This is a genomic window from Bifidobacteriaceae bacterium (genome assembly GCA_031281585.1).
GTDB lineage: Bacteria > Actinomycetota > Actinomycetes > Actinomycetales > WQXJ01 > JAIRTF01.
Map to the genome: position 1 here is coordinate 23,494 of JAITFE010000124.1, position 6,411 is coordinate 29,904.

At 65.0% G+C, this 6,411-nt stretch carries 6 protein-coding genes; 4 read left to right on the top strand and 2 right to left on the bottom strand.

Annotated elements, in window-relative coordinates; genetic code table 11:
* The first annotated feature begins 14 nt into the window (after positions 1-14).
* On the top strand, positions 15-590 hold the full coding sequence (locus tag LBC97_13255) for a TetR family transcriptional regulator (GenBank protein MDR2566992.1): 576 nt from the start codon (positions 15-17) through the stop codon (positions 588-590).
* Positions 591-967: 377 nt separating this feature from the next.
* On the opposite strand, the gene LBC97_13260 is transcribed toward LBC97_13255, so the two are convergent.
* Entirely contained in the window at positions 968-1,708 is a 741-nt protein-coding gene (locus LBC97_13260; protein ID MDR2566993.1) for a VTT domain-containing protein, read from the bottom strand.
* Between the two features lie 24 nt (positions 1,709-1,732).
* Here LBC97_13260 and LBC97_13265 point away from each other — a divergent pair, with 24 nt between their 5' ends.
* The 3 genes from LBC97_13265 (at position 1,733) to LBC97_13275 (ending at position 4,979) form a co-directional block, all read left to right on the top strand.
* Positions 1,733-2,392 carry an RNA methyltransferase gene (locus tag LBC97_13265; GenBank protein MDR2566994.1) on the top strand — a complete coding sequence of 220 codons (660 nt, stop codon included), beginning with the start codon at positions 1,733-1,735 and terminating at the stop codon, positions 2,390-2,392.
* Positions 2,393-2,557: 165 nt separating this feature from the next.
* Positions 2,558-3,796 carry a hypothetical protein gene (locus LBC97_13270; protein ID MDR2566995.1) on the top strand — a complete coding sequence of 413 codons (1,239 nt, stop codon included), beginning with the start codon at positions 2,558-2,560 and terminating at the stop codon, positions 3,794-3,796.
* A 148-nt stretch (positions 3,797-3,944) separates the two neighbouring features.
* On the top strand, positions 3,945-4,979 hold the full coding sequence (locus LBC97_13275) for a hypothetical protein (GenBank protein MDR2566996.1): 1,035 nt from the start codon (positions 3,945-3,947) through the stop codon (positions 4,977-4,979).
* A 58-nt stretch (positions 4,980-5,037) separates the two neighbouring features.
* Here LBC97_13275 and LBC97_13280 read toward each other — a convergent pair.
* Positions 5,038-6,411: substrate-binding domain-containing protein (locus tag LBC97_13280; protein ID MDR2566997.1), on the bottom strand; the 1,374-nt coding region annotated here is incomplete at its 5' end.

Below are 6,411 nucleotides of genomic sequence, written 5' to 3' on the forward strand. Positions count from 1 at the left end.
GCTACATTTGCTGAGTGCCCAAGCTGATCGACCATCAGGCCCGCAAGGAGGATCTGGCGCAGGCGGTCTGGGATGTGATTGTGCACGACGGGGTTGGGGCCGTGTCGGTCAGGACGGTCGCGGCGCGCGCCGGCGTGGCGGTCGGCTCTCTGCGCTACATGTTCCCAACCAGGGCGGAATTGGTCGCCTTCTCCGGCGAATTGGTGCTTGAGCGCGCCAGTCGGCGGATCAGTTCAGTTCCCACCCAGCCCGATAAGACCGATTACGCCCTGGCCATGTTGCGCGAGTTGCTGCCGCTGACGGCGGAGACCAGAGCGGAGTTGCTGGTCAACTTGGCTCTGTTGGCGGAGGCGCCCGCCATTCCCGCTCTGGTTTCGATCCGCGACCGCACCATGACGGCCATCCGGGATCTCTGCCGTCGCTTGATCACCCTGGCCAGGCCGGAATTGACGGGAAAGGCGGCGGACCAGGCCGCCAACCGGCTTGCCGCTCTGACAGACGGATTGGCGCTGCGCCTGTTGTCCACTGGGGAAGACTCGCCCGACTGGGCGCTGGCAATACTGCGAGCCGAACTCACGCGACAGCCTTGACCCGCCCGCGCCACATCGGCTGGGCGCGCACTTCGTAAGAGGGACGTGAGGTGGCGCGCCGCCGCGTTCGCGCGAAAGCCGCCCGGCGCGGGAAAGCCGGTTGGCCCAGGGCGCCCCGGCCGCAGCCGAACCAAGTCCGCCGAGGCCGGACGCTGGGGGAGGCTGCAGGCGCCGCAGGCGTGAATTCGATGAAGGAGTGGTATCCGCCGGAGGCTGGGGGAAGTCGGCCGGAAGCTGCGGGTGGGCGAGTGCAAGCACGTCTTGCTGATGACGGAGGCCAATGGGAAGTCGGCCGGAAGCCGTGAAGCGAGGACTATGGGGTCCCCACTTCGGAAGGCTGCCTGGCCCGTGCTTCTCGCAGCGATGCAGGGCGAGGGTTACGGGGTCTCCGCCTCGGAAGGCTGCGGTTGGGCGGCGGTAGCGTCCGCCGGGGGCGGCCCCTGCCGTTTGCGCGCGGCACGGTGGCGGAGGTACTCCACGATCATCGGAGTGATCGACAACAGGACTATCAAGATAATCAGCAGGTCGATGTTGTCGCCCACCCATTGGAACCGGCCCAGCCAGATTCCGGCGAGCGGGAGGATGATGCCCCATGTGAACGCCGCGACAATATTGAAGGAGACGAAGTGCCGGTAGTTCATCTTGCCGACGCCCGCGACCACGGGCGCGAAGGTCCGCACAATCGGCACATACTGGGCTATCACAATGGTGCGGCCGCCGTATTTGTCGAAGAAGACGCGGGTTTTGTCGACGTGTTCGTGTTTGAAGAAGCGCGAGTCGGGTTTGTTGAACACTTTGGGCCCAAGCCCGCGCCCAATCCAGTAACCCGTCTGGTCGCCCGCCACGGCGCTGAGCGCAATGGACAGACAGGCCACCCAGGGCGGCACGTCCACGGTGCCTGCGCCGATGAAGACGCCCAGGGTGAACAGCAGCGAATCGCCGGGCAGGAAGAACCCGACCATCAAGCCGGTCTCGGCGAACACGACCGCGCAGACTCCGACCAGCGCCCATGGCCCCAACCAGGACACGAAGCTGTCGATCAGATACGCGGCGTCCATCCACGCGGGCAAGGCGAGGATCTCGGGTGCCGTTTCGGCCAGGAAAGAAGCTGTCAACACGCCCTCTAGGGTACGGTGCGTGGCATGCCGCAAGATCATCCCGCGTCCGATGCCGTCTCCCCGGCCACGCTTTCCGCGCCCGTTGTGGGGGTGGGGCCGTGGGCGGGCCCTTGGCCGGATGACACCCGTTACGACCCAGCGTTGTTGGCCGAAGGGGACCGCCGCAACGTGGCGGACCGTTACCGCTATTGGAGTTTGGACGCGATTCGGGCCGATTTGGCGGCGCGGGCCCATCCATTCCATGTGGCGGTGGAGAACTGGGAGCACGATTTCAACATCGGCGCGATTGTGCGCACAGCCAACGCCTTCGGGGCGGCGGGCGTCCACATTGTGGGCAAGCGCCGGTGGAACCGGCGCGGCGCCATGGTGACCGACCGCTATCTCAACGTGGTCCACCATCCGGACGCGGGCGCGTTGAAAGCCTGGGCGGACGAATGCGGGCTGGCGGTTGTCGGGATCGAGAACGCGCCCGGGGCGGCGCCCCTGGAAACCGCGCGTCTGCCGGAACGCTGCGTGCTGTTGTTCGGCCAAGAGGGTCCGGGCCTCACCCAAGAGGCCCTGTCGGCGGCGGAAGCGGTCTACGAGATCACGCAATACGGCTCGACGCGCTCGTTGAACGCGGGTGCGGCGGCGGCCATCGCCATGTACCACTGGGCCCTGGGCCATGCTGGTGTGAAGGTATAGCTGCTTTCCCCTTTTCCCGGAACTGGAAGCGGGGCTCTTCGCTCGCGGAATCGGGATGGTCCAATTCTCGGATTGAGGTCCGCGGGGGGCTTGCGGAGTCATGCTGGGCGGCGACGGCCGGGATTGCGCGGCGCCCTATTGTGAACGGACCGGCAAAGGAGCGTCATGGTCTGGAACAGGTTCGGTTTGGTCAGCTTGGGTGCGGTAACGGCTGTGCTCCTGGCCGCCTGCACAGGCGGTGCCGAGCCGGCGCCGTCTTCGGCGGGATCGGCCGACGGTACGCCTTCGGCCGGCGCCACTCCCCTCGGGTCTGTGGATCTGCCGCAGGCGCAATCTGAGATGCCGTCTCCGGTGGAGTTGCCGTTCGCGCGCTACTTCAGAGCGGGAAATCTGCTCCTGGACGGGGGCGCGGGCCTGAATCTGCCTCAGCGGAGCGAATGGTACGGCAACTGGCAGGGATCAATCGCGGCTTGTATGAAGGACGCGGGGTTCACGTATTACCCGGTCGAATACGAGTTCACGCACCCGGATCCGTGGATGCAAACGTTCTACTTGGGCGACACGCTTCCCTTCCCGTGGCTGCCGGACACCCTTGAGGAAACCGAGCGGGTGGGCTATGGGGTGGCCACCACCCGCCAACTGCAGGGTGAAAACGAGCCACAGGAATACCAGGCCGGCCCCAACGAGGAGTACCAGGAATCGTTGTCGGAGGCGGCGCGCCGCGAATACGACCTGGCCCTTCAGGGCTGGCATGACTATCCTCCCGGCGAAATCGATCCGAACAACTGCGTTGACCGCGCATCCGCCCAATTCCCCGAACCGGCTGGCCCCGACCTGTCGTTCTTGACTCCCCTCTACGGCATGCTCGAGTTGTTCTCGCGGGCGCGTCCGGGCGAGCCTTCCATGGGCGTCACCATCGGGCTGGACGGGACTGTCACACAATCCCCCGTCCCGCTCGAAATGATGGCGCCATCCTCGGGTGTGACGCCGATCTTCTTCGAACCCGAAGCCGAGGCGCTCCAGGAGGAGTACAGCCAGTGCATGCTGGCGAGCGATTCGGCGGCCGCGCTCGCGGCCTTCGGCGCCACCGAACGGGTGGAGCCGGAGACGGTGTTCTCCCTGGCTAGGTACACCGCCCCGGATGGGTCAAGGTTCGAGTTCCCGGCGGGGCGGGCGGTGTCGGATGAGGACATCCCGGAGGAGCAACGGTCCTTGCTGGCCTCGCCGCCGGAGATCGCTTTGGCCGTTGACGACTTCAAGTGCAGACAGCAAACCGACTACCTGAACCGCTGGATCGCCGTCACGGTCGCCGCCGAGGAACGGTACTTGGCGGAGCACAGACAAGAAGTTCAGAAGGTGGAGGCCGCCATTGAGCAACTCGACCCTTCGCTCCTGGTTGGCTGATCGCTTGCGGAAGCGGCCGCGGCCGCGGCTGGCCGTGATGGCCGTGATAGCGGCGGCGTTGACGGCTTCTTGCACCGGCGGCGAGCCGCCAGTCGAATCCCCAGGCGTGAAAAGCCCCTCTCCCGCCGCCGGTCTGCCATCCGTTGCCGTGGCTGAGTTTCCGCGGGCGCGGTCCGACATGCCCGCGCCCGTGGAACTCCCGTTCACGCCGTACTTTGACGCCGCCGAGGCGCTGCGGGCCGCCGCCAAGTCGGCGGTGGAAGCCGAATTGGCGGAAAGCTGGAAAGAGCACGGCGAGTTCATTGCGAGTTGCATGAAGCAGGCCGGGTTCACCTATTACCCGGGCGACGCGTACACCCCTGCGCCGGAAGAACCGGGTGGCGTCTATCCGGACAACACGCTGCCAATTCCCTGGCTGCCGGACACTGCGGAGAAGGCCGAGCGTGTCGGCTACGGCGTGGCCAGCCCAGCCGAAATCAACCCGGCACCTGCCTTCGGATCGGGAGGCGCCGACCCGAATATCGAATACGAAGAGTCTTTGTCGGAGTCGGCCCGGCGCGAATACTACATGGCGCTGCGGGGCTGGTACGACTATCCGCCAACCGAAATCAACCCGGACAACTGCCAAGAGCGCAGCGCCGCTGAGTTTCCCGAACCGCGCGGCTACAACGTGCCGTCCGAGGAAACCCTATTGGCGATGCAGCGTGTCTTTGTCGTCGTCCTCGACCAAGACGGGAATGCCGATCCTTCGGCGAATCCCGATTCGATAGCCGCGCAACCGGAGATCATCCCGATCAACGACGACTATCGGGCTTGTATTTTGGATTCGGAGATCAGCCAGGCCCTGACGTCCTCGAGTACGTTCGTCACCCATGTGGAACCGCGAGACGTGTTCCTCCTGGCCGTCGCCACTGCGTCAGACGGGTCGCTTTACCGGCCCGGAGAGGCCGCAGAAGTCCTATTCGACGAAATCCCGGCCGAACACAAGTCGCTGGTCGGCTCGCAGGCCGAACGGGACATAGCGGTCGCGGATTTCAAGTGCCGGGCCGCAACCGACTATGTCGCCCGCTACGCCGCCGGGGTGGTGGCGGTGGAACGGCGGTACCTGACGGAGCACAGAGAGGAAATCGAGAAGATGGCCGCGGCCGTCGAACAACTAGACCCGTCGCTCTTGCCAGACTAAGCCCGTCCAAAAGGCAAGCGAACAATCGGGGCTGCGGCGACGGCATCGGCGGCTTGAATCAAGGGGCGAGCGGGACGTAGCCGACCTTCTCCACCAATTCTTGGCCTTCCGGCGAGCGTGCCCAGTCAATCAGGCGCTGGGCGTTGCGCGTGCGGGCCGGGTCGGGGGCCTGTCGGTCCCGCCACGCGCGCATGTCCCCGCCGAGTTCGTCCCATAACGGGTCATCCTCGCCGTGCGGATAGTTCGCATAGGACTCGGTGGCGGTCACGGCGTAGAAGTCGATTGTGAACGGGTAGGCGCCGGAGGCGACGTTCTCGCGGGTTGGCGCCACGCCGTCAATCGAGAGCATCTTGATTTCATCGGACCGGATCATGTTGTCCAAGTAATACCGGAAGGAGAAGCCGATGGCGTGGTTGGAGTTCTTGTAAGCCAGCACCGATTCGACCATGGGACCCATGGCTGATTCGCTGTGCGGCGGAATCATTATCTCAACGCTGCCCATGATCTCCTCGAAAGCGGTCTGGCTCCCGGACCCCTCGTTTCGCTGGTAGGCGTCGATTTGGTGGTTCCGACCGCCGACAGCGCTCCAATTCTCAATCTGCCCGGAATAGATTTGCCGGATCTGGGCGGCGGTCAGGTTGGACACCGGATTGCGTTTGCTGACGAAGAACACAAAGGCCTCGCGGCCAATGGGTGTCAGTTCTAATTCGAGCCCGGCCTCTTCGGCCACCGAGGCCTGCTCGTCCGAAACCCCCATCAGGAATGCCACGTCCACTGTGCCGTCCAGCAGCGCCTCAAAAGCGTAAGGCGTGGTGGAGCAAACGACTTCGGAATAAGCCGATTCGCCGGCGGGCTGCGATTTTCCCGAATCGCCGGGCTGCCCGTAAGGGTCGTATCGCCGTTCCGGATAGGTGGCCCGGACGAAGGACGCGTAAAGGGGATATAGAGCGGTGGCGCCGTCGAGGCGCGGCAAATCGTCGGTCAGGTGAAGTCTTGACGGGTCCTCCAACGAAGTGGCCAAGGTCCCCGTGATGAAAGGCTCGTACAACCCCACGTCCAATTGGAGGTCGGAGTCCCCGATCACCAGCAGCCGGCTGTCGTGGACGCCCCGCGCGGCCACCCCGGCGATCATCGAAATGATCACAAGCCCAACGGCCACCACGCTGACCAGGCGAACCCTGGGGGTGAACGGCTGCCAAATCAGAAACAGCGTGATCACAAGGGCCCCGAGTCCGGTCAGGACCGGCAACCAGATCATGCCCACCAGCTCGTGAAACAGCCCAGCCGCCACCGCGTAGACAATCCAGACGCCGGTCAGCGCCTCTGCGGCCAAGATGCTGCCGAGCACGCGCTTGGTTCGCCCTCTGGTGAGCGTCGTCCCAACCACGGTAGCCACAAACACGCCCAGGCAGGCCAGCGGAATAGCCATGAA